Genomic DNA, 20,069 nt, shown 5'->3' with positions numbered 1-20,069 from the left:
ATCTGAAAACCCCTGCCGAGGCATTTGCATTAGCCGCATAATCTGAGCAGATTCTGCTGGGTCATTACATTTATGCTTATGGTAGCTAGCTTTCCGCTTAATTGCTTTGGTTTTTTGGCTAGCTTATGCCTTACTTTGTGCCGTCCAGCCGATCAAGAATCGTAAGGGCTTTCTCGCGATCAGCACCGGCTGCTAGCGTCTTGAAACGCATTTCCACGTCGAATGCCGCGATGGCCTGGGCGCTCATTTCTTCGACCAGCTTGTTGACGCTAAGGCCGCGCGATTGCGCCAAGGTCTTCAGGCGCTGAGCGGTATCGTCCGGCAAACGTATGGTCAGTGTGCTCATCGCAGATTCTCCAAACACTGTGCGGGTGTTAGTACCCGCAGCTCTTTCCAGGGCAGCTCTCCGCGTGCCACATCGCGGACATTGTGCGTAATAATGGCCTGTGCTCCACCGGCAATGGCCAGTTCAATAAGGTGATTATCGCCTTCGTCGGGTAGGTTTGGCCGCCAGCCGTAATAGACCGGTACCCAGCGCCCGGCTTGGGCCAGCGCGGCCAGAATCTCTCGACGCTCCTGGGCGGTGGTTATGTCCGTCCAGACGGGGCGACTAAGCAAGTCTTCGTACTCCAGCCATAAGGCATTGCCAAATAGCGGCAAATACTTGCCACGCAAAATACGACGCAGTACTTCACGTGCAGCGCCACCTTCCGATCGAAGGGCGGAGACAAATACGTTGGTATCCAGGACAATCACTGTCATGTTTGATAGCATATATGACAGCATCCTGCTTCGCAAGTTCCATATCCGCTATGCGGGTTCGGCAGCTTGAGGCGCGTACGTTCCGCTGTCTTGTGGTGCTCGACGCGTCGGATCAAACGCCACCCTAATCCAAATCGCCGAAATCGCTCTGAAGCGCGAGTGTCTGTTGACTGGCATTTCGGTTAACAAACTAACCCTGCATGAGACGTGATGCTACGAGTAGCATCACGTCTCATGCAGACACTCCGAAGAGCGCCCCGACTGCCGCGGTCAAACCCATTGCCAACGCGCCCCAGAAAGAAACACGTAATACTGACACGAGCGCCGGGGCGCCGCCTGCGCTCGCAGCCAGCAGGCCCAGCAGCGCAAGAAAGAAGAGCGAGCTTACTGCGATGCCCCACATGAGCGCGGCATTCGGAAGCATTAGAACCATCAGCAGTGGAAGCGTCGCTCCCACGGCGAAAGTTCCAGCGGAGGCGAACGCAGCTTGGACTGGTTTCGCGGCCAACGTATCGGATATGCCGAGCTCGTCTCTGCTGTGTGCGCCAAGCGCATCATGAGACATTAGTTGGGTGGCAACATTTGATGCTAATGTACTATCCAGTCCACGCCGCACGTAGATCGCTACCAATTCTTCGTGCTCCTGTTCGGGATTTGCGGCCAACTCTTTAATCTCACGAGCCAGATCCGCGCGCTCAGTATCAGATTGCGAGCTGACGGAAACATACTCACCAGCGGCCATTGACATAGCACCCGCTACAAGGCCGGCAACACCCGCAACGAGAATGGCTCTTGTACTTGCGCCGGAGGCCGCGACTCCCAACACTAGGCTCGCAGTAGAAACAATTCCATCGTTTGCTCCTAAAACAGCGGCACGAAGCCAGCCAGTTCGATGTGTTCGATGTTGTTCGCCGTGTCTCATACGTTCTTCCCGAGGATTTGAAAGTTCATTGCGACGCCTGATGGTCAATACAGGACGCCAATGGCCGTATAACATGGTTATTTTGGTTGCCCATTGCGGCAGTGTAACCACATGATTCGCAATCACTTGCATCTTTACCGGGATCGAACGGCAAAATCATGATAGATCCGAACAAACGCCTGGCCGGCCCTCCAGACTGGGCCGATGCGCCTGATGAGTGGAATTGGCTGGCACAAGATGAGGACGGCAAATGGTACTGGTACGCTGTGTCTCCGCAACTGGGTGTTGCCGGGGGCGTGTGGCGCTCGCCGCGCCGGGCGCAAAAGTTCGCCGGCCAAGGCGAGCCCAACGCCAAATGGTACGAAAGCTGCCGCCAACGCACTACAGTATCTGATTCTTGATTCTATAGGCCAAGGTCGTACCGGTGTAGACCACATCCGGCCGTGAGCCTTCAAAACGCAGAAGAGAGGCTTTCACTCAGGTTCACGTTGATGCTGTTGTCTTTGAAGCCGACATATTCGCCAGAGCTGTTGCGTGCGTTGTATTGAAAATAAACGATCCAAGCCGAATAAGCACCTTGAATATTGGGTTGCCGTATGCACTCACCGACTCGAATGTTTTGAATTTGTACGCTCGAGGGGTCTTTAATAGAAGTGTGGTTTATGGCGTTCCGAATATACGCCAATGCTTCATGTTGTTCTGGGCGTTTTCCGCATAAGTGCTGCTGGTCTGGGCTGTGTATGGTGGCGCAACCGGCCAGCAATGCAAATGCAGGAATAAAAGCCAAATGGCAGTGCCTGGCCATGAGCCCCCCCGTTGATTATTGTTATGTCAAAACGCAGCAAGCAGTGTATTCGCTTTTACGACGATTCGCGCCCGACGTCGGCAAGAACCTGAGGGGTGACGGAGGCCAGGCACGCATCCTGCCGCACGAGGCCTCCTTCATTTATTATGAAACCAGGTCAAGGCTTGGCCAGATGCCAGACTCCGCGTACGCCGTCACCGCTCGTGTCGCCGGGCTTGGCGTCTTTGATGAACAGGTATAAAGGCTGGCCCTTGTACGCCCATTGGCGCTTGCCGTCATGGCTTTCTATTAGTGTCCAGTCGCCGCTGGCCACGTCGTCGGGGCCCGCCAGTGCGGGGGGCCAGTTCTTGGCGCAGTTGTCGTTACAGTTGCTTTTGCCCGGCGTGTCCTGGTCGAAGGTGTAAAGGGTGGCGCCGTTGGCGTCAACGAAGTGGCCGTTTTGGGTCTTGGGTGGCTCGGCCAGGGCTGAGGCGGACAGCAGCGTGCCAAACAGCAGCACGAAAATGGTCTTGCAAGTGCTCATGGTGACTCCTTTTTGGGGGATACCCGACCGGTTTCCGGAGCCTGTGCGCCCCGGAGGACGGGCGCGCTACTTGAACGCCTGAAGAAGGCGTTTGTCCATCTTATACGATACTTTAACGGCCAAGTGTTACCGATTTGAAACGCCTAGTTCAACGCTTCCTTGGCCGCCTCTTCGGGGGTCAGGCCGTTATAGAACTGGTCGGTAAACCATTCGGCCTGATCTTCAATATAGTCTTGTGCCTCGCGCAGTGAGGCCCCCGCGGCGACCAGAAAGCCTTCAACTTCAATACACCATTCGATCAGCGCAACTTCGTCAGGATCGGGCGTGTGTTTTTTGCTCATGTTTTCCTTTGCTTGAAATGCAAGCCGTGCGGCGCATGCCGGCTTTCTATTTTGTGAGCGCCGCAAGGTGATGGGTCTAAGCTATATTTAGATTACGGAAGTTCTAGTTTGGGCTGTTTTGGCAAGATGCGCCGGCTTGGCCGGTAGCACGCCTGGGTTGTACAGCAAGCTTATCAATAGCTTCATAAAAGCGGAAAGACATTGTCCGCTATTTTATAACGACAAGGAGGCAGCAGATGAACACCGAGGTAAAAATGTACTACCCGTACATCAATGGCCGTGCCTGGCAGTCTGAAGGGCAACCGATATACGAAGTAAACAACCCCTTTACAGGCCAACTGATCGGAAGGGTTCATCTGGCCACTGCTGCTGACATCGACGCGGCCCTGGCCAGTGCCGAAGAAGCCAGAAAGGCCTGGGGCAAGACGCTGGCCGGCGAACGCGAGGCCATCTTGCTGAAGGCCGCCGACATCGTCGAGCGTCGGCGCATGGAGATCGCCAAGGTGCTGATCGAAGAGGGCGGCAACGTGTTTGGCAAGGCCATGTTCGAGTGCGACTACATGATCAGCGCCTTTCGCATTGCCGCCGGCCAGGCGCGCGACATTCGAGGCGAGACCATGCCGGCCGACGCGCCCAACCGAATTTCCATGACCATACGCCAGCCGCTGGGTGTCGTCGTGGGCATAGGTCCGTTCAATGCGCCGTTGCTGCTCAATGGCAAGAAACTGGCCCCGGCGCTGGCCGCCGGCAACAGCTTCATTCTCAAGCCTTCGCCGTATACGCCAATCGCCGCATTGTTGTTTGCCGAGATTCTGGAAGAGGCGGGGCTGCCGCCGGGCGTGCTCAGCGTGATTCCAACCACCGATGCAGCAGTAGGGGACACCCTTTTTTCGGATCCGCGCGTGAAACTGATCACCTTTACCGGCTCGGCGCGGGTCGGGAAAATCTTGTCCGAACTGGCCGGGCGTCATCAGAAGCGCATCGTGCTTGAACTGGGCGGCAAAAGCCCCTTGGTGGTGCTGGCTGACGCCGACATGGATTACGCCGTGCGCTCGGCCGCCTTCGGCATTTTCTTCAACCAAGGGCAGGTTTGCATGGCCAACTCACGCATTATTGTCGAGGCGCCCATTTACGACGCCTTCTGCGAGGCGTTTGCCAAAAAGGTGCGCGAAGTTCCCTTCGGCGACCCTTCCCAGCCCAATTCGGCGGTGGGCCCGCTTATCGATCAGCGCCATACCACGTTCATTCGCGGGCATATCGACGATGCTGTCTCCAAAGGCGCCAAGCTGTTGACCGGCGGCAAGGTTGATGGAAACGTCATGGAGCCGTCGGTGCTGGTCGGCGTCAAGCCCGGCATGCAGGTTTATAACGAAGAAAGCTTCGGGCCCCTGGCCGCCGTCTACAAGGCCGACGATTTCGAGCACGCGGTGGAGCTGGCCAACGACACTTCCTATGGCTTGTCGTCGGGTATTCTTACCAACGATCTGCAAAAGGCCATGGATTTTGCCCTGCGTGTCGAGGCGGGGTCGGTGCACATCAACGACAACGCGTTCGACGACGACCCCAATGCCCCGTTCGGCGGCTTCAAGGGCAGCGGCTATGGCAAAGAAAACGGCCGCTATTCGGTCGCCGACATGACCGAGCTGAAATGGGTCACCATTCAACTGGGTGAGCGCCAGTTGCCGTTTTAATCATTCCAGCATCCAAAGAAAGCACCATCGGCAAGACATCCGCTGGCCGTTGTTTGACCAACATCAGATCAGGCACGCGGTGCTTTCGTTAGAATGAACTAGCAGAAAACTTAGCAGCAGGGCGATTGCTCTGCTGCATGGCTGGTTACCTGAACAGGAGGTCACTGATGAAATCAATCAAATCTACAAAGCGTATTTTTGGCGCTGTGGCGTTGGCCTTGCCGTTGGCTGTGGCAACCATGCACGGCATGGCCTGGGCCCAGGCCGATCATGCTCATGACAGCGCAGCGCACTCGGCCATGGAACTGAACCAAGGCCGGAAATGGGGTATTGACGCCCCCTTGCGCCACGGCATGAACGCCCTGCACAGCGACATCACTACTGCCTTGAACAAAGTGCACGACGGCAAGATGTCTGAAGCCGACTACGACAAGCTGGCTGAAAGCGTGAACACCCAGTTTTTATACATTGTCGAAAACTGCAAGCTTGAGCCGGCGCCCGATGCGCAATTGCACATTGTGTTGGGCAACGTCATGCAAGGCCTGGAGGCCGTCAAGGGCAATGTACCGCAGCAAAATCGTGCAGACGGCGTCGTAAAAATCGCCCAGACGCTAAACACTTATGGCCAATTCTTTGAGCACGAAGGCTGGAAGCCCATTGACCTGGCTCATTAAGGTGTAGATATAAAAACGGCCGCTAATGCGGCCGAATTTTTTTGTTGCCGGCTAGGCGGTGGCAAGGTCGGCAGGCATGGCCTGCCGCAAGTGCGGCAGGGTGTATTGCTGTTGCTGGTACACCAGGCCGGGCCACAGTGCGTGGCTGCGGGCCTCTTTAAGCAGGGCTTCGTCCACCGCCTGCTGCGTATACGTTTCCGGGGCGGCGTAGCGGTACTGGGTAGGCTCGCGGTGCGGCTCCAGCACAAGCAGGGTATTGTCTTTTAAATAGCCGTAGTTTTCGCCGTATTGCATCATGGCGCGGTTACCGCTGCTGCGTGTCAGGTCGTGACCGATCATGGGGTGTTCGCAACGCACGCCGGCCAATGAAAGCAGGGTTACGGGCAGGTCGATCTGGCTGATAATGCGGTTGTCGTGGCGTGGCTGTATGTCGGCGCCCAGAATAAACGCCGGAATATGAAAATGCCGCAAGGGCACCAGGTTGACACCCGCCACACGGGAATCGTGGTCGGCTGCAACCAGAAAGACGGTGTTCTGCCAGTAGTCAGAAGCCCGCGCTTGTTCAAAGAATTTCCCCAATGCCCAATCGGCGTAGCGCACCGTGTTTTCGGCGCTGGCCGGGTCGCCGTCGGGCTCGATTCGGCCTTTGGGATATTCCCACGGCGAATGGTTGCTGACCGAAAATGCCAGGGTAAGCGTGGGCTGCTCGGGCGGGTTGCTTAGCAGCGCATGCAACTTGTTGAACATGTCTTCATCAGAGGCGCCCCAGGTACCCACGAAGGCGGGGTTCTGGAAGGTGGGCAGGTCGTGAAGCTCGTCGAAACCGTTGCCCAGAAAGAAGCTTTTCATGTTGTCGAAGTGGGCTTCACCGCCATAAATAAAGCGCGAGCGGTAGCCATGCTGCTTCAGCACCTGGGCCAGGGTGAAGAAATTGCGTTGGGCGCCTGAAAGCCGCAAGGCGGCATCAGAAATAGTGGGCGGGAACCCTGCCGACAAGGCTTCAAGGCCGCGCACCGAGCGCGTGCCGGTTGCATAGGCGCGGGTAAAGTTCCAGCTGTTGTTCAGCAACTGGTCAATATGAGGGCACAGGCTGCGGCCGCCAAGCCCACTTACAAATTGGGCGCCCAGGCTTTCTTCGACAATTAAAACTATGTTCAGCGGCCTGGCTCGCGGGCAACTGGGCTCTAGCGCGTGCAGCGATGGAAGCTGCGGATGGGTGGTGGTGATGCCGGCGCAGCGATTGACCTCTTGGTTGACCTCGGCGGGCTCCATCTTGCCGTAAACGTCGGCCGCCGAGCGCTCGTTCTTCATGCTGTAAATGGCATATTGCACGTTGTACAGAGAGTTGAGCGGCAAGGTATTAAGCAGGCCGTCGCCGCAATATGCCACGCTGGACGGGTTCATGGGCCGATGCCCCAGAGTGCCGCGTATGGCTAAAAAAATGACGGGCGCCACAGCTGTGGAGTACAAGGCGGCCTGCCACCATGGCAGGGCCGTTTCGACGTGTACGTCGCCGAAAAGCCAATAACCCAACCAGGCCATTAATGCCACGAAGGCCAGGGCGCCGGCAATGGCCAGCTTGTATCCTTTCCAGAGCATGCCGCCCACTTCTTTGGGGTGCTTGAGGTATTCGACATAAAGGCGGTTGGGTCGGGTGTCGTACTCGGCAATGAACTGTGGCGTCGAGGCTTCCAGCAGCACCAGCACGACCCAGGCTACTAAAAACCACACAACGGTAATTTGGTCGGCCAGGCGGTATTCGCCCAGCCAGGGCGCCAACAGCGCCGGAATGCCCGCTAGCATGGCGATCTGGGCTGCGTCGATGCGAAGCCCGCCCCTTAACACCGGCCAAAGGCCGCCGGCGGCTTGAAGACGCTTCCATTGCCAGGCGGACAGCAGCAATCGGCTAAGCGTCAGCAAGGCAAAGCACGCCACGACGAAAGTTATTGTGTGTTCACGCATGGCGGTTATGAAAGACTAAAGTAGGAATGAGCGCAAGTTTAGCGCGGCGGCAGCAAAATTACTGATCCACCATCGGTGACACAATTAATTGTGTTACGAGTTTGCGTAGTGGCGTTAGGGTTCCGGGGTGCCGGCTCAAGGTGTTCAGCCCGCGACTGATGGTTAAAATGTCATCTGCTTGCCGGCCCCGTTTCTTATCATACAACCCCGGCGTTTCAGCTTCTGCAAGGATCCGGACATGCATCTGCTCAACCACCGAAAGCCTCGAATCGGCCTTGTATTGGGTAGCGGTTCGGCCCGGGGTTGGGCGCACATTGGGGTTATTCGCACGCTCGAAGAGCACGGCATCGTGCCCGACGTCATAAGCGGAACCTCCATCGGCTCGCTGGTGGGGGCGGTGTACGGCATTGGCGCCTTGCCCGATTTCGAGACCTGGGTGCGTGGCCTGGGCATTAAAGATGTGGTTTCGCTGATGGACCTGCGCCTGGACGGAGGCATGCTCAAAGGCGAACGCCTGATGGGTTTTTTCAAGCAAAAATTCATCGACAGGCCCATTGAAGAGTTGAAATTGCCGTTTGGGGCTGTGGCGACCTCACTGCACACCGGCTCCGAAGTCTGGTTGCGCAGCGGCTCCACGATTGATGCGGTGCGCGCCTCTATTGCTTTGCCCGGTTTGTTTTCTCCGGTCTGGCATCAAGATCAATTGCTTGTCGACGGCGGGCTGGTCAACCCGGTGCCGGTGTCGTTGGCGCGGGCCATGGGGGCAGAACTACTGATCGCCGTGGATCTTAACGCCGGCCTCATCGGGCGGCATGTCGGTAAGCCAGCCTCGGTTGAGCCCGAAACGGCGGTCGGCAACGAGTGGATGCAGAAGCTGTATCGAAATTTCAGCTCGTGGCTGCCCGAGCCCCGAGAGGCGTCTCAGCGCCTGCCGTCCATGCTTGATGTACTGGCCACCAGCCTTAATATCATGCAAGTGCGGATCACGCGTAGCCGCATGGCCGGCGAACCACCCGATGTAGTAATAGCACCCAAACTGGCGCACATGGGGCTGATGGATTTCCATCGGGCCGACATGGCTATTGAAGAAGGGGTGCGGGCGGCCAAGGCGGTTATTCCGGCCTTGAAGGAGTTAGGGCTGGCGTAGCTGCGCCGCGACCGGCAATGTAATTGGCGTATAGTGATACCGGCATAGTTAATTCATATAAAAGGGGGGGTTATGAGAGCGTTCCTTTACTTGGTCGTATCCTTAATGGCATTAGGCTTCGGACCTTCTGCGCTGGCACAGTCTGACCAGGTCACGCAGAGCAGCAGTTCGGTTACTTATGTGCCCGACGTCACCTTTACCTTGCGAACCGATATTGCCGACGGGAAACTGGTTTACCGTGGCGAGACAGGCAATATCAAAGACCAGATCAACCCTGATCTAAAAGTGCCCGCCAATTCGGTGGTGCAAATCAACGTCATCAACGGCGACGGCGCCATCCACGACATCGCCATACCTGACTTCAACACAAAGTCTGACCAGATCATCGGTAAAGGCGCTTCGACCACCATTGTGTTTCGTGCCAACAAAAACGGCACGTTCGAATACCTGTGTACTTTGCCTGGACACAAAGCCGCCGGCATGTTCGGCAAGCTTATAGTGGGCGAGCCCAGCGAAGCCAAAGTCAGCACGGCCCCCGATCTTTCGCAAGACCCCAATAACGTGGGCAAACCAGTAGGCAAGCGCGGCCCCGAACACATTACGGTCGACCTGGAAACCACCGAAGTGGTCGGCAGGCTCGATGACGGCAGCTCGTACAGATTCTGGACCTTCAACGACAAGGTGCCGGGTCCGTTTGTGCGTGCTCGCGTGGGTGACACCATTACGGTCAACCTGACCAACGCGAAAGAGGCCACGCACATTCACTCGATCGACTTGCACGCCGTAACCGGCCCCGGCGGCGGCGCCGACGTTACGCAGGCCGCACCCGGCGAAACCAAAAGCTTCACCTTTACGGCCAAGCATCCGGGCTTGTTCGTGTACCACTGCGCTACGCCCATGGTGGCCCAGCACATTACCAACGGCATGTACGGCATGATCCTGATCGAACCCGAGGGTGGGTTGCCTGAAGTCGATCGCGAGTTCTACGTTATGCAAGGCGAGCTCTATACCAACCAGAAGCATGGCACCCGTGGTTTACAAGAATTTTCGCTCGAGAAGATGCTTGACGAAAGGCCCGAGCACATGATGTTCAACGGCGCCATGGATGCACTCACGGGTATTCACAAGCTTGAAGCCAATGTGGGAGAAACCGTGCGTATCTTCTTTGGTGTGGGCGGCCCCAATCTGGCTTCCAGCTTTCACGTCATTGGCGAGGTGTTCGACAAGGTCTATAAAGATGCTTCGCTGACCAGCCCGCCGCTGACCGACGTGCAAACCACCCTGGTTCCTCCGGGCGGCGCCACCATGGTCGAGTTCAAGGTCGACGTGCCCGGACACTACACCATTGTGGATCACGCCCTGTCCCGCGTTGAAAAAGGCCTGGCGGGTGTGCTTACCGTCAAGGGCAAAGAAAACCGCGAGATCTTCCACGCGCATTAAGAAGCAGCCTTGGCCCGGCGCTTTATCTGCGCCGGCGTCTGGGGCAGGCAATACAAAAGATTCGAGCCATATAGGCTCGAATTTTTGTATGTGTTCACCAGACTTGGCGTCAGGAAGCAAGCTTCATCAACACCAGGCCCGCGATAATCAGGCAGGCGGCCACAATACGCATGGTATTGGCCGGTTCGCCCAGAACGACCAGGCCCAATACAAAGGCACCGACCGCGCCGATGCCTGTCCAGATGGTGTATGCAGTGCCCAGGGGCAGCGTGCGCATCGAGAGTGACAGCAGCGCGAAGCTGGCTATCATGGCCAGAATGGTAATGACAGACGGCCATATGCGGGTGAAGCCCTGCGACTGCTTCATGTAGAAGGCCCAGACGATTTCGAGAAAGCCCGCAAACAATAAAGAGACCCAAGCCATGTCGGCGTTCCTTACAGTGGGTTCGGGCCGTCCCGGTTGGCACTTTTGGCGGGGCCGTCCCCGCAGGAAAGCATTATACTTGGCGCCAGCTAAGCCAGGCGGCCCGGGTAGGTCGGCCCGGGCTCGGGATCAGGTTAGGCCTGACACAACTATACGGCTAAGGAGACACTGAATGAGTCAAGGCAATGTAAAGGGGCTTGTGGCAGGAAAGGCCACGCCTCGCGGAAAATTTCCCCACATACGTCGCGCAGGCGACTTCCTTTTTGTGTCGGGCACAAGCTCGCGTCGCCCCGACAACACCTTTGCAGGCGCCCAGGCCGACGCCATGGGAACGACCACGCTCGACATTCGCGAGCAAACGCGCGCCGTCATTGAAAACATCAAAGACATTCTGGCCAGCGAGGGTGCGGCGCTGTCTGATGTGGTCGAGATCAGCAGCTACCTCGTCAACATGAATGACTTCGGCGGCTACAACCAGGTGTATGGCGAATACTTTGATATAGACGGTCCAACGCGTACTACGGTCGCCGTGCATCAGTTGCCGCATCCTCATTTGCTGATTGAGATCAAGGCAATTGCTTATAAGCCTGTCGGCGCTTGATGCGATCCAGGCCGTATCTGCGCCGGCCACTAAGCTGGGTGACCGGGCTGCGCAACCCGGCATTTATGTTTGTTCTTCGAGCAACTGTTTGAACAGGTCGACGAAAGCCCGGGTCCGTTCGGGCAGCAGCCGCCTGCCAGGCATCACACACCACACCGTGGCGGTAGGCAGCGACCATTCCGGCAGCACGGGGGTTAGCTGATTAAGCTCAAGGGGCTTTCGGGCGAAGCGGGTGGAAAGCCCCACAATGCCGGCCCCTTCTATGGCCAGCGCTTGTTGCAGACCCAGCGAGTTTGACGACAACACCGTGCTGGGTACGCCTTCCCATTGATCTTGGGCGTTGGTCAGTTTCCAGGGCATGGCTTCGCCGCCGCTGGAGATCAGCGAAAGGCCGGTGTGATCAAGCAACTGGGCCGGTTCGGTGGGTGTACCGTGCATGGCCAGATAAGCCGGGGCGGCATATAGATGATTATGCAGTGTGGCCACTTGCCGCGCAATCAGCGTTCCGTCGTCGGGCAGGCGGTTTGCAATGCGAACCGCCACATCAAACCGCTCGGCGATAAGGTCGACGCGCCGGGCGGAAAGGTCGAGCTCGAGGCGCACCTGAGGGTATTCTTGGTGGTAGCGGCGTATAAGCGTGACGATTGATAGTTCGCGAAACTCGGGCGGCAGCGACACGCGCAAAATACCCTGGGGTACAACCTGGCGATGCAACGCCAGCGACCGTGCAGCCTCGGTTTCGTCGAGCAAACGGCGGGCGTGTTCCAGCATGCGCTCGCCAAAATCGGTAATGGTCAGTTTACGCGTGCTGCGGGTGATCAGCCGTTCGCCAAGTTCGTTTTCCAGATGCGTGATACGCCGCGACAAGGTCGACTTGGGCAGGCCTATGCGCTCGGCGGCTTGCGAAAAGCTGCCGGCGTCCATAACGTGGGCAAACAATATCAGGTCGTCCGCTGTAACGGTCATGGCTTGTATTCGCGCTATTGTTCCAGTATTGAAATAATATTAACCGATCTAGCGTCTATTAAAGCAATATATATAACAATAGAATGAAGGTATTGAAACTTTCTCGGAGACGATTATGTTGACCATCAGGAAAAGTGCCGAGCGGGGCGTGGCTGAACACGGCTGGTTAAGCTCGCGCCACACGTTTTCGTTTGCCAACTACTACGACCCCAATCACATGGGGGTGGGCCCTTTGCGTGTCATCAACGAAGACCGCGTACAGCCGGGCCAGGGGTTTGGTACGCACGGCCACCGCGACATGGAAATTATTTCTTATGTGCTTGACGGCGAGCTGGAGCACAAAGACAGCATGGGCACGGGTTCGGTCATTCGTTATGGCGACGTACAGCGCATGAGCGCGGGCACGGGGGTTCAGCATAGCGAATATAACCATTCGCAGACCAGCCCCGTGCATTTCTTGCAGATATGGATCATGCCTGATAGGGCGGGCATCGAGCCCAGTTACGAGCAAAAGCACTTTACGCCAGAGCAAAAACGGGGCAGGTTGCGCCTGATTGCATCGGCCGACGCTCGTGATGGCTCGGTACTGATCCACCAGGACGCCAGCGTATACGCCGCCATTCTTGGCGAGGCCGACCCGTCGCTGCAACACACGCTCGCACCGGGCCGTGTGGCTTATGTACATGTGGTTCGCGGAAGCTTGGCAGTAAACGGCACCCAGCTTTCAGCAGGTGATGCCGCCACCGTTACAAACGAAGCGCAGGTGTCGTTGACTGCCGCGGAATCTGCCGAAGTATTGTTGTTTGATTTGCCGGCCTAAGCGCAGCATGGGGGTTAGGTGTCGTCGTGGTTGGCGACACCGCGCCGCACTACGATAGGCACCGCGCCCAACTGTTTCTTGGCCACCCATTGCGCCAGCGAAGCGTCGAGGTAGTCGGTGTGGCCCGGAAACCAGCGGGCCAGCTCGGTGGCCAGGCGGCGCGCTTCGTCGGGCGAGCCGCCGGTTTCAAGGTATTGGGCGACGTCGCGCATTGAAGTGAGCACGGCGTTGTGTTCGTTGGTGTGGCACTCGGTGGCAGGAAAGCTGGTTTGCTGCATATAGCTTTCTTCTTGCGAGAAGTGGTGCTCGCTGTGCACGATAAGTGCTTTAAGGTGGCCCAGCAAGGCTTCGTCGGACGCATGCAGCATGGCACCCACAATATCGACGAACTCGCGATGAGTTTCGTCCATGGGCGCATAGCCGACGAGGAAGGCGTCTGTCCAGGTGAGTTCGTCGGTAGTGATCATGGTGTAAAGGCCGCGTGGGCACCAAAGGTTTGCTGATGCAGCAGGCAAGGCAAACGTAGTTCGGCGCAATTAGGGTAGCCCTATCATAACAAGCTTTACCCCTTGTTGTTGCAGGGCCGTCAGCGACGAAATCGCCCCGATGCGTCACAATATGCTTTTGGCCGTCAGCTTTGGAAAGGCAACATGACTCGTATCGTTCTGTTCGAAAATATTCACCCTAGCGCCCGAGAAGTATTCGAGGCGGCAGGCTTTGACAACATTACTACGCACGCTTCGGCGTTGGCCCCCGAAACCCTGCGCGACGAACTTCGCAATGCGCAGCTCGTGGGTATTCGTTCGCGCACTCATCTCGATGGCGCATTGCTTGCCGACCTGCCCGAACTACGAGCCATAGGCTGTTTTTGCATCGGCACCAATCAGGTCGACCTTGACGCCGCCATGATGCGCGGGGTGCCAGTGTTCAACGCGCCTTTTTCCAACACGCGGTCGGTCGCCGAGATGGTGTTGGGTCAGGCCATTTTGCTTATGCGTCGCATACCTGAAAAAAACGACCGCGTACACCACGGTTTCTGGGACAAAACCGCAGAAGGCGCCTACGAGGCACGCGGCAAGACGCTGGGTATTATCGGGTATGGCAACATTGGCTCGCAGGTGGGCACGTTGGCCGAGGCGGTCGGCATGCGCGTGGTGTTTCACGACATCGAAGCCAAGCTTCCGCTGGGCAACGCTCGCGCGTGCACAACGCTTAAACAGTTGCTGGCGCAGTCTGACGTGGTTACGCTGCACGTGCCGGGCGGGCGTGCAACCCGCAACATCATCGATACGGCGGCGTTGGCTACCATGCGCCGCGGCGCCATATTAATCAATGCGTCACGCGGCACCGTGGTCGATATCGATGCACTTCACGATGCCTTGCATTCCGGCCATCTTTCGGGGGCGGCTATCGACGTTTTCCCCACCGAACCCAAAAGTGTCGACGAGCCGCTTGACAGCCCGTTGATAGGCATGCGTAACGTCATACTTACGCCTCATATCGGCGGCAGCACCCAAGAGTCACAAGAAAACATCGGCAAAGAGGTGGCCGAAAAACTGGTCCGCTTCATTAAAAGCGGTACCACGAAGGGTGCCGTCAATTTCCCCGAGGTTCCGTACACCGAGCCCGCCGGTGCGGCCCGTATATTGCATGTGCATCGCAACCTGCCCGGCGCCATTGGTACGCTTAGCAGCCTCATGGCCGAACATGGCTTGAATATCGTCAGCCAGCAGTTGCAGACCCTGGGTCAGATCGGGTATGTGGTGTCTGATGTCGAAGGCAAGGTCGATGACGCTGTCATGGCCGATCTGCGTGCCCACCCCATTACGGTGCGCTGCGACCTTCTTGTATAGGGGGGGCCAGCCTTATCGGCTGCTCGGCAGGTAGGCTCCAGGGGGCGGCCTTAGGCAAAATATCGGCCAGGGTGTATTGATCAAAGTGCTGCAGGAATGCCTGCAGCGCCCCCTGGACAATACCTGTAAGCCCGCAGCCGCCGGCCAGCGAGCATCGGTTGTTTTCGCCCAGGCATTCCACCAGGGCCAGGTCGGTTTCAGTGTCGCGCAGCACAGCACCCAAAACAATGTCTTGGGGTGCTTTGGCAAGCCGCATTCCGCCGTTTTTACCGCGAACGGTTGTCAGCCAGCCGCTTTGGCCAAGCCTGTGCGTCACCTTCATAAGGTGTGGCTCTGAAATATCGTAGGCGCGCGCCACCTCAGAAATTGTGCACAGGCGGTCGGGGTGGCTGCCTACATACATAAGCAGCCGCATGGCATAGTCGCTGTGTTGGGTAAGCCTCATGGCCGGGGCCTGATCAGCATGGGCACGAAGCGCCACAGGTACAGAATGAAGGCTGCAACCCAGGCGGCAGCCGACGCGTGCAGCAGCGGTTGCATGGCCCCCGAGGGAACCAGCGCCGCCAGCCGTAGCACCACCGCCAGAATTACCAGCCAATAGCTCAACACCATGCCGGCGTCCAGTTGCAAGGGCCGTCCCAGATGCCCCAGTGCGGTGCGAGTAACCATGCCGATGATCAATACCGAGAAGCCGGCCATGCCGATGACATGCACATGGACCGCGGCGCGCGCAAAGGTCGCTGCGCCCAAGCCGGCCAAGTGCGCGGCCGCAAGCAGCAGGCCCACACCCAGGGCAGCATAGCCCAAGTAAAGTATCCACAATATGGGCGCGTGAAGCACGGCGGTCGGCTTCCAACGAATAACCTGATAAAGGCTGATAAGCCCGGTTGCTGCCAGCGCCACGGCAGCGGGTACCCCAAAACCTGCCAGGCCCAGCACAATGGCCAACACGCCCAATACCAGTTGAACCTGGCCGGGACGGGTCAGCATGGGAACACTTAGCCCTGGAACGGCGCGCATGGCAAAGAACGGAATAACCCTGCGTGCAACCAGCAGGGCGATAACGGCCATGCAGATCAAGCCCAATTCAAAGTACTGCATTAAAACCAAATAATTGCCGGACCGTGCCGCCTGTAAATACAGGCAATTGGCCACGCCCAAGCCCAGCACCAAAAACGGTATGCCGTAATTACGCTTGCTTTTGCCTTTGAACATGACCCGCATCAGCGCCACGGCACTAATAAGAAAGAACGCCGTTTCGGCTACTGTCGCGATATAAAACGCGGTTGCGCCGCCGGCCAAATAACCGGCCCGGGAAACCAGCCACAGCAAACACGCCAGGGCCAGGGGCAGGCCCTTGAGCGGGTTGATTCCTGTCCAGGTTGCGCTTGCCGTAAGTAAAAAGCCCACCGCAATGGTGGCCACAAAGGCCCACAGCATTTCGTGTGCATGCCACGCAACGCCCCCAAGGGGGCTGCTTAACCATTGCGGGGCATACACCCATATCGCCACCGACAGCAGAGCCCACGTGCAACCCGCAATATAAAGAGGGCGAAACCCCAGCTCGAGAAACGCCTGAAGCTGAGGGCCTTTGGGGCCCGGTTCGGCAGGGTCGTGCAAGGCCAGCGGTATGGCCCTTGCCTTAGTCATGGAAAACCTCGGTAAGCGGCTGGTTGGGTTGGTTGTGTAATTGATAGCCATACCAAAGGCTGCGGGCGATGCGATGGGCGAATGTTTCGGCGCGCTCGGCGAACTCGCGGTTGGGCAGGGTTTGGACAGTATCGTGAAATAAAGACAGCCATTGTTGGAAAAGCTGGGCGCTAAGACCCGGCAGGGCGATGTGCTTGGGCATGGGGGTGCCATTGTAAGTGCCCGTGCCACGCATGAGCGACGACCAAAAGCTGACCATTTTCTTAAGATGGGTGTCCCAGTCGCTGATGTGCGCATCGAAAATCGGGCCAAGCGTAGCGTCGGCCCGCACCCGGTCGTAAAAGCTGTAGACGAGTGTGGCGACTTCTTTTTCGGTGCAGATTTCGTCTCGAGGGCTCATGAGGGGCTCCGGGGCAACGGTTTGGTTTGAATACGGCGGTAGACCAGGCGAATTGGTACACGCGATGGTAAGGTGTATTTGGAATATATCTTAATTAAAAGACGCACTTCCGTCAATAATCGCATAACTTGCACCTGGCTTTTACAGCGCGCGCTTCGTAACAAAGGTGTGGCGGCTCGCATACAGCTTGCGCGATTGACCCGATTTTAGATTGCGTAAGCCCCCTGGGTGGATTACATTTGCCCTAACTGTCGAATTCAATTGGTAATTTTTAGTTTCAATTGATGTTTCGACTCGCGATTCGCTATGCCTGACAAAAACCTGCCGCAACCGTCCTCTATCAGCTGTGTAGTGCCTTGTCTGAACGAGGCGGCCAACCTGCGCGTGCTGATTCCGTGCCTTATCTCGGCATTAAAGCCCTTGGCACCCGCCTTCGAAATCATTGTCGTTGACGACGGCAGTACCGACACCACCCCCGAGCTTCTCGACGAACTTGCCTCACAGTATCCGCAGTTGGTTTATTTGCAACTGTCGCGCAACTTCGGCAAAGAAGCTGCGTTAAGCGCGGGTCTGGAAGCCACTCGCGGACAAGTGGTGGTTACCATGGATGCCGACCTGCAGCATCCGCCGGCGCTTATTGACCCCATGCTGCAGCGTTGGCGACAGGGCATCGACATGGTCTATGCCGTTCGCGCTACGCGCGAAGACGAGTCGGCCTTCAAGCGGGTGGGGTCCAAGTTGTTCTATCGCCTCATGCGCACTTCGGGTGGCATTACCGTGCCCGAAAACGCCGGCGATTTTCGCCTGATGGACCGCAGGGTCGTAGACGCTTTGATGATGCTGCCTGAACGCAACCGCTTCATGAAGGGGTTGTTTGCGTGGGTGGGCTTTAAAACAGAACCCTTCAGCTACACACCGCCCGAACGGTTGCACGGCACAAGCAGCTTCAAGCCATTAAAGCTGTTTCATTTTGCGCTTGATGGGCTTACGGCCTTTACCACCTGGCCGCTTCGCCTGCTTAGCATGGCGGGAATCGGCTTGTCGCTCATGTCGTTCGCATACGGTCTGTTCATTGTGGTCAAGTACTTTTTGTTTGGCGACCCGGCACAGGGTTGGGCCTCGTTGATCACTGTTGTGTTGTTCTTTGCCGGTATCAACCTTATTTCCATCGGCGTGCTGGGCGAATACATCGGACGCATCTTCGGCGAGGTAAAGAACCGCCCGTTGTATTTGGTGCGAACGCAAAAGGGCCACGGGCTGGGGCAGCGCATATCGCTCGCTCAACCAGGGTTGTTTGCCCCAGACAGGCTCTCTTCAACTGTGACGCGCGTCATTAATCATTAAGCCTGTCGTCTTTAATACGGCTGCAGGCCAAAGTCCGATCGCACACTATTACTATAAAAATGCAGTTCCAGTGGTTTAGCGAACCTGACAACAACTAAAAAATTACCGCAAATTTTCCCATGAATCTGTTATCTCGTTTGGCGGGTCTGCCCCTACGCGCGCATTCGACTTGGGTGGTCGTTCTGGCCGCCTTTCTGTGGTTCGCAGCCACCACCTGGTCCTGGCCCTTGCTTCTTCCCGACGAAGGCCGTTATGTAGGCGTTGCATGGGGAATGCTCAGTCGGGGCGAGTGGGGCGTGCCGCTGTTGAATGGGCTGCCGTTTTTTCACAAGCCTCCGCTTTTCTATTGGGTGACGGCCTCGGCCATGTGGGTGTTCGGTGTCAACGAATGGGCGGCTCGGCTGGCCTCGGTGCTGGGCGCAACCCTGATGGTCGGCGCGCTGTATTGGTTCTTGAAGGTGCACGCAGAGCGCACGGTTGCCGTTTGCGCTGCCGTGGCACTGGCTTTGCAGCCTTTTGTGTTCGGTGCGTCTCATTACGCCAATCTTGATATGCTGGTAGCGGGCATTATTACCGCCACCATCGTGCTGGCTGCTTCGGCTGTGTTGCGCGCAGAGCAGGCGCAGCCTTACCGCCTGGTGCTTGTTCTGGCGTATGTTGCATTGGCCCTGGGGTTTCTGGCAAAGGGCCTGATCGGGGTGGTCTTGCCGGCAGGTATTATTTTTGCGTGGCTGGTTGTGCGGGGGCGTTACCGGATTTTATGGAAATTGCTGTGGTTGCCCGGTATTGCGGTGTTTCTGGCGCTGTCGCTGCCGTGGATGTGGGCCATGCAGCAGCAATACCCCGACTTTTTCGACTACTACATTCTTTACCAGCATTTTCATCGATTCCTGGAAAAGGGCTTTAACAATGCACGCCCGTTCTGGTTTTACTTGCCGGTGCTTCTGTTGCTGGCACTGCCCTGGAGCACCCAGCTGTGGAAAGTATTTACCGGCAAGTACTGGAGCGAGCAAGAACATGCGCCCATACGTAGCCTGATGGCGGCGTGGTTCCTGGTGGTGTTCTTGTTTTTTTCGATTCCAAACTCAAAGTTGGCCGGTTACGTGTTGCCATGCGCTCCGCCCATCGCCTATTTTGTAGCCGACCTTTTTTCCAAGGGCTTGCAAGGTCGTACAGACAGCCGGGCTCATCGTGTCTTCGGGTCCTTCATCGCCATTGCATTGGCCATTTGTGTGGGGGCCGTCATAGCCATAAGCTTTGCCAACCGCCCGTCGGGCAAGATGCTGGCCTTACAGTTGGCCTCTGTCATGCAACCGGCCGACCGCCTGGTCATGCTGGGGCGCATACAGTACGACCTTAATTTTTACCTTCGTGCCGAGCAGCCGGCATGGGTGGTGGCCGACTGGAATGCGCCAGACATACGTAATATCGATAATTGGCGCAAAGAGCTTTTTGATGCGGCTCCGTTTGATCGGCGGCATGCGAACGAGCTGCTGGTACGCCTCGACCAGCTGAACACGCGTCTGTGTGAGCCGCACACAGGTACTCTGTGGTTGGTGGGGGCCGCGTCGGCCTTCGATAAGTTGCCGGGAATGGAGCCCACTGATCCCGATATTTCGGCAGGAGGCCTTCACGCCTGGGGCCTGTCGCCCGAGAAACGTTTCAAGATTTGTGCCGGAACGCCCAAAATCGCCCTAGAATAAAGGTCAGTACCGCCATGCCTATCAAGATCATGGCCAGTAAA

Annotated in this window: 23 protein-coding genes; 10 read left to right on the top strand and 13 right to left on the bottom strand. The window is 57.2% G+C overall.

The features are described from left to right. Positions 1-130 precede the first annotated feature (130 nt). The 3 genes from VL003_RS04915 to VL003_RS04905 form a co-directional block, all read right to left on the bottom strand. Entirely contained in the window at positions 131-346 is a 216-nt protein-coding gene (locus tag VL003_RS04915) for a ribbon-helix-helix protein, CopG family (RefSeq protein WP_325440147.1), read from the bottom strand. Beyond that, on the bottom strand, positions 343-762 hold the full coding sequence (locus VL003_RS04910) for a putative toxin-antitoxin system toxin component, PIN family (RefSeq protein WP_325440145.1): 420 nt from the start codon (positions 760-762) through the stop codon (positions 343-345). Before VL003_RS04910 ends, VL003_RS04915 begins: the two co-directional genes overlap by 4 nt. Before the next feature lie 232 nt (positions 763-994). Then, positions 995-1,684 (bottom strand): VIT1/CCC1 transporter family protein, encoded by a 690-nt coding sequence (locus tag VL003_RS04905; RefSeq protein WP_325440149.1) that lies wholly within the window; start codon positions 1,682-1,684, stop codon positions 995-997. Positions 1,685-1,842: 158 nt separating this feature from the next. Here VL003_RS04905 and VL003_RS04900 point away from each other — a divergent pair, with 158 nt between their 5' ends. Next, on the top strand, positions 1,843-2,085 hold the full coding sequence (locus tag VL003_RS04900) for a hypothetical protein (RefSeq protein WP_325440143.1): 243 nt from the start codon (positions 1,843-1,845) through the stop codon (positions 2,083-2,085). A 50-nt stretch (positions 2,086-2,135) separates the two neighbouring features. Here the strand turns inward: VL003_RS04900 and VL003_RS04895 are convergent, their stop codons facing one another. The 3 genes from VL003_RS04895 to VL003_RS04885 all read right to left on the bottom strand — a co-directional run bounded on the left by VL003_RS04895 (position 2,136) and on the right by VL003_RS04885 (position 3,353). Continuing rightward, on the bottom strand, positions 2,136-2,489 hold the full coding sequence (locus VL003_RS04895) for a hypothetical protein (RefSeq protein WP_325440141.1): 354 nt from the start codon (positions 2,487-2,489) through the stop codon (positions 2,136-2,138). 157 nt (positions 2,490-2,646) lie between these two features. Next, complete coding sequence (locus VL003_RS04890) at positions 2,647-3,012, bottom strand: COG4315 family predicted lipoprotein (RefSeq protein ID WP_325440139.1); 366 nt, start codon at positions 3,010-3,012, stop codon at positions 2,647-2,649. 143 nt (positions 3,013-3,155) lie between these two features. Continuing rightward, a complete protein-coding gene (locus VL003_RS04885; protein ID WP_325440137.1) occupies positions 3,156-3,353 on the bottom strand; it encodes a hypothetical protein in 198 nt (65 codons plus the stop codon). A 236-nt stretch (positions 3,354-3,589) separates the two neighbouring features. Here VL003_RS04885 and VL003_RS04880 point away from each other — a divergent pair, with 236 nt between their 5' ends. Next, positions 3,590-5,044 carry an aldehyde dehydrogenase family protein gene (locus VL003_RS04880; RefSeq protein WP_325440135.1) on the top strand — a complete coding sequence of 485 codons (1,455 nt, stop codon included), beginning with the start codon at positions 3,590-3,592 and terminating at the stop codon, positions 5,042-5,044. Between the two features lie 167 nt (positions 5,045-5,211). Then, positions 5,212-5,718, top strand: a complete 507-nt coding sequence (locus VL003_RS04875; protein WP_325440133.1) for a hypothetical protein — start codon at positions 5,212-5,214, stop codon at positions 5,716-5,718. A gap of 51 nt (positions 5,719-5,769) precedes the next feature. Here VL003_RS04875 and VL003_RS04870 read toward each other — a convergent pair whose 3' ends face one another. Continuing rightward, positions 5,770-7,680, bottom strand: coding sequence for an LTA synthase family protein (locus tag VL003_RS04870; RefSeq protein ID WP_325440131.1), 1,911 nt, complete (start codon positions 7,678-7,680; stop codon positions 5,770-5,772). 238 nt (positions 7,681-7,918) lie between these two features. On the opposite strand from VL003_RS04870, the gene VL003_RS04865 reads away from it, so the two are divergent. Together VL003_RS04865 and nirK are read left to right on the top strand one after the other, a co-directional pair. Then, positions 7,919-8,827 carry a patatin-like phospholipase family protein gene (locus tag VL003_RS04865; protein WP_325440129.1) on the top strand — a complete coding sequence of 303 codons (909 nt, stop codon included), beginning with the start codon at positions 7,919-7,921 and terminating at the stop codon, positions 8,825-8,827. Between the two features lie 72 nt (positions 8,828-8,899). Further along, entirely contained in the window at positions 8,900-10,267 is a 1,368-nt protein-coding gene (gene nirK, locus VL003_RS04860; protein ID WP_325440127.1) for a copper-containing nitrite reductase, read from the top strand. Positions 10,268-10,376: 109 nt separating this feature from the next. Here nirK and VL003_RS04855 read toward each other — a convergent pair whose 3' ends face one another. Then, positions 10,377-10,691, bottom strand: a complete 315-nt coding sequence (locus tag VL003_RS04855; protein WP_325440125.1) for a DMT family transporter — start codon at positions 10,689-10,691, stop codon at positions 10,377-10,379. A 172-nt stretch (positions 10,692-10,863) separates the two neighbouring features. On the opposite strand from VL003_RS04855, the gene VL003_RS04850 reads away from it, so the two are divergent. Then, positions 10,864-11,292 (top strand): RidA family protein, encoded by a 429-nt coding sequence (locus VL003_RS04850; protein WP_325440123.1) that lies wholly within the window; start codon positions 10,864-10,866, stop codon positions 11,290-11,292. 63 nt (positions 11,293-11,355) lie between these two features. Here the strand turns inward: VL003_RS04850 and VL003_RS04845 are convergent, their stop codons facing one another. Further along, entirely contained in the window at positions 11,356-12,258 is a 903-nt protein-coding gene (locus VL003_RS04845; RefSeq protein WP_325440121.1) for a LysR family transcriptional regulator, read from the bottom strand. 115 nt (positions 12,259-12,373) lie between these two features. Between VL003_RS04845 and VL003_RS04840 the strand changes: the two genes are divergently transcribed. Further along, a complete protein-coding gene (locus VL003_RS04840; protein WP_325440119.1) occupies positions 12,374-13,078 on the top strand; it encodes a pirin family protein in 705 nt (234 codons plus the stop codon). Between the two features lie 14 nt (positions 13,079-13,092). On the opposite strand, the gene VL003_RS04835 is transcribed toward VL003_RS04840, so the two are convergent. Continuing rightward, positions 13,093-13,545, bottom strand: coding sequence for a hemerythrin domain-containing protein (locus tag VL003_RS04835; protein WP_325440117.1), 453 nt, complete (start codon positions 13,543-13,545; stop codon positions 13,093-13,095). A 183-nt stretch (positions 13,546-13,728) separates the two neighbouring features. Between VL003_RS04835 and serA the strand changes: the two genes are divergently transcribed. Beyond that, positions 13,729-14,931 carry a phosphoglycerate dehydrogenase gene (gene serA, locus VL003_RS04830; RefSeq protein ID WP_325440115.1) on the top strand — a complete coding sequence of 401 codons (1,203 nt, stop codon included), beginning with the start codon at positions 13,729-13,731 and terminating at the stop codon, positions 14,929-14,931. Here the strand turns inward: serA and VL003_RS04825 are convergent. From VL003_RS04825 to VL003_RS04815, 3 genes are read right to left on the bottom strand one after another with little or no spacing between them, the layout of a single operon-like run. Beyond that, positions 14,903-15,376 carry an RrF2 family transcriptional regulator gene (locus VL003_RS04825; protein ID WP_325440113.1) on the bottom strand — a complete coding sequence of 158 codons (474 nt, stop codon included), beginning with the start codon at positions 15,374-15,376 and terminating at the stop codon, positions 14,903-14,905. The genes serA and VL003_RS04825 overlap by 29 nt on opposite strands. Then, entirely contained in the window at positions 15,373-16,581 is a 1,209-nt protein-coding gene (locus VL003_RS04820; protein ID WP_325440111.1) for an NnrS family protein, read from the bottom strand. Before VL003_RS04820 ends, VL003_RS04825 begins: the two co-directional genes overlap by 4 nt. Next, positions 16,574-16,981 (bottom strand): group III truncated hemoglobin, encoded by a 408-nt coding sequence (locus VL003_RS04815; protein ID WP_325440109.1) that lies wholly within the window; start codon positions 16,979-16,981, stop codon positions 16,574-16,576. The genes VL003_RS04820 and VL003_RS04815 overlap by 8 nt, the downstream gene beginning before the upstream one ends. Positions 16,982-17,287: 306 nt before the next feature. Here VL003_RS04815 and VL003_RS04810 point away from each other — a divergent pair, with 306 nt between their 5' ends. Beyond that, the gene (locus VL003_RS04810; protein WP_325440107.1) at positions 17,288-18,325 is read left to right on the top strand and encodes a glycosyltransferase family 2 protein; all 1,038 of its coding nucleotides are present in this window, start codon (positions 17,288-17,290) and stop codon (positions 18,323-18,325) included. 119 nt (positions 18,326-18,444) lie between these two features. Further along, complete coding sequence (locus VL003_RS04805; RefSeq protein ID WP_325440105.1) at positions 18,445-20,028, top strand: ArnT family glycosyltransferase; 1,584 nt, start codon at positions 18,445-18,447, stop codon at positions 20,026-20,028. Positions 20,029-20,069 lie beyond the last annotated feature (41 nt).

Origin of the sequence: Pusillimonas sp., from assembly GCF_035515275.1 — a bacterium.
Classification (GTDB): domain Bacteria; phylum Pseudomonadota; class Gammaproteobacteria; order Burkholderiales; family Burkholderiaceae_B; genus Pusillimonas.
This window is presented reverse-complemented; position numbering and strand designations above follow the sequence as displayed.